Here is a 1,011-nt window from a genome sequence, read left to right as displayed (position 1 = left end):
CGACGAGTGGTAGCGTCGCGGCTTGCATTTGGTAACGCGTTACCATATACTATTCATATGTTAAGTAACGCGTTACCAAATAAGAAGAGGTAGTTATGAAAGACCCTAGAGATAAGAAAACCGTCGATGGCTTTGCCGACCTGGTTGCCCAGGTCGAGAGCACCCCGCTCCGCAAGAAGCCCGGCCGCAAGCCTTCCGGTGAGAAGGCTCTCACCCCGGCAGAGAAGCAAAAGGCCTACAGAGACAGAAGGCGCGACGAAAAAGCGGCAGCTGAAGCTGCAAAAGCACAGGGCCTCCCCCCGACTTCGTCGGTGCTCGATCTGACCACCTCTTTCGCTTCGCTCATTCGCTGAATCACCACCTCCTCGCTTCGCTCGATCGGACGGTGGAAATACCGCCATATATAAGACTAAGAAGGAGCACCCCTGTAGCCCGCATAAACACTGACCTGAAAAGTTGAATTTCTTATCGGGTCAGTAAGAGGCCTTGTTGTTTTTGGTTGAAAACGGTGGTATGATTCTTACTCATCAAGCAGAAAAATAATAAGATTTCTTACCGGTTTGCTTGACTGTTTAGCGGTTTGAGTAAGAAACATACTAGGAATTTCTACAATGTCAGATAAGAAAAAGGTTTATTACACGACTCGGTCGGCTGTCCTCTCCGCCAAAGAGAATCCTTGGGCGAGAGAGTTGGCCCACACCATCAAGAAGGGGAAAAAGGTCACTGGCTTTGCTTCGGCGCATCACTCACTGGTGAATAACGCCACAGGCGAGGTTGCTGGGGATATGGCCGTGATTGGGATTCAGAAAGTCGTGGACAGAGAGGAGTTCGTGAAATTTTTCGGGGCTGGGATCGAGGAGGTTTTTGAGCTATCAAAGCCTGCGAAAGACCTGTTTCGCTCGATTTTGCGTGCATACCTGGATCAAAAGTACCAACCGGATCAGCTGTATATCAGCTACGAAGCCATATGTGATGATCATGGCTATGGCAAGTCGAGACCCACGTATAACA

The 1,011-nt window shown here is 49.6% G+C and carries 2 protein-coding genes; both read left to right on the top strand.

Translation table 11 applies throughout. The features are described from left to right. Positions 1-95: 95 nt before the first annotated feature. Positions 96-353, top strand: coding sequence for a hypothetical protein (locus SBL16_RS12120; RefSeq protein ID WP_216591792.1), 258 nt, complete (start codon positions 96-98; stop codon positions 351-353). A gap of 258 nt (positions 354-611) precedes the next feature. Beyond that, a partial coding sequence (locus tag SBL16_RS12115) for a hypothetical protein (RefSeq protein WP_317954275.1) occupies positions 612-1,011 on the top strand: 400 nt, incomplete at its 3' end.

The organism is Staphylococcus sp. NWU MK-U1 (assembly GCF_033283505.1).
In the GTDB taxonomy this organism is placed as follows: Bacteria; Bacillota; Bacilli; order Staphylococcales; family Staphylococcaceae; genus Staphylococcus; species Staphylococcus haemolyticus.
The sequence above is the reverse complement of the archived record's forward strand: the minus strand, read 5'-3'. Positions and strand labels throughout refer to the sequence as shown.